General features: G+C 56.7%; 2 protein-coding genes. Both read left to right on the top strand.

Translation table 11 applies throughout. From position 1 onward, the window contains the following. Positions 1-192: 192 nt before the first annotated feature. A complete protein-coding gene (locus BKY27_RS20700) occupies positions 193-468 on the top strand; it encodes a hypothetical protein (protein ID WP_158515006.1) in 276 nt (91 codons plus the stop codon). 133 nt (positions 469-601) lie between these two features. Further along, positions 602-928: a hypothetical protein gene (locus BKY27_RS19575; RefSeq protein WP_071676130.1), complete on the top strand. Its 327-nt coding sequence runs from the start codon at positions 602-604 to the stop codon at positions 926-928. Positions 929-1,274 lie beyond the last annotated feature (346 nt).

Here is a 1,274-nt window from a genome sequence, read left to right as displayed (position 1 = left end):
CGCGAACTCGACTATCTTGAAAGTGCTTTCGAGCACGACGATCTGAAGAAGGCTCTGACCCTTTAATGTCCGCTTATACGGACATTAAAGGAATATAGTGTCTGCTTTCAAAGTCCTCGATATGGCGACGATGAAGGGTCATTCCAACATCTCAACCAGCCTTCCATAGTCCCGGCTAACCTCCTGTGCCTCGTGAAACGCGCGTTGGCGCTCGGCATCGAGGCAGCGGAAGTATTGTTGTATGTCGGCGATGTAGCCCTCGAAATCAAAAAGGAGCAGGTCGGCATACTCTCGAATATCTTCGGACCGCTCAGGCAGGAAGGGCCGTTCCGGCGCGGTACAGGCGTTGGCGATTTGACCAATCGACGCGAGAGGCACAACAAGACCGAACAAACCGTATCGAAATGCACAAAACATGCGCAGGGCAAAACTCCTTTGCCACTTCAAATTTATGGCTTCGTGCGGTAGCTACCTATTGCAGTCAAAGACGGTTCGTCAACTCAAATATATCGCCTTGATGTCAATTATGTTGTCCTGTATCGACCGTGTGGAAATGTTTCCTCGGGCCGATACTCATGCTGAGGAGGGCCCAGGGGAGGTCATGATAGAAGAAGCACCGAATGTGGTCACCGAAGACGGACTGCGCGGCTTGCTCGCCGAGGGCTACCTCATTGAGGTGGTCTGCAAGGAGAGAGCAGAGAAGCGCCATAACAGCTGGTACGGCTCGTGGGTCATCCGCGCCGTCGCCACTGATGGGCGTGACGATAAGATGCTCGTCACCAGCCGAAGCGTCCTCAAGCTCCGCGACTTCAAAACCATCGTTGGCCTTGTCAGTTTCCTGGCCGACATGGGCTGTACGACCGCTAGCATCCCACTTGAAGAAGGTGGCCGCGAGCGCCACACCGCGCCTCCGGTCAAAGGCAGCTGACCGCGCGACTGCGCTCGTCGTTGCTTTGGGTACAGGCGTTTGTTCCGCGCCCCCGGCCCTGGCCGACGGTTTCATCTTCCAGGTCCGCCCCGACGGCCAATTGATTTCCTCTTCTCAAGAGGCGAACGGGCGCCTTTTTCTCTTCGCAGAACCTCGCGTTCCTGACGCAACGAGCGAGACAGCGATCCCGGCTCGATCCGCCGCCCGCGCCACCCCAGAAATCCTCCATGCGATCGAGACCACGGCTCTGCGGTATGCCGGGCATGGTGTGGACCTGTCGCGGTTTGGTGCCGCTCCTTTGATAGCATAATGTGCAGCAAAGGAGACGAGCTATGGGCACAGGAAG

Source organism: Nioella nitratireducens, assembly GCF_001879715.1.
Classification (GTDB): Bacteria; Pseudomonadota; Alphaproteobacteria; order Rhodobacterales; family Rhodobacteraceae; genus Nioella; species Nioella nitratireducens.
The sequence above is the reverse complement of the archived record's forward strand: the minus strand, read 5'-3'. Positions and strand labels throughout refer to the sequence as shown.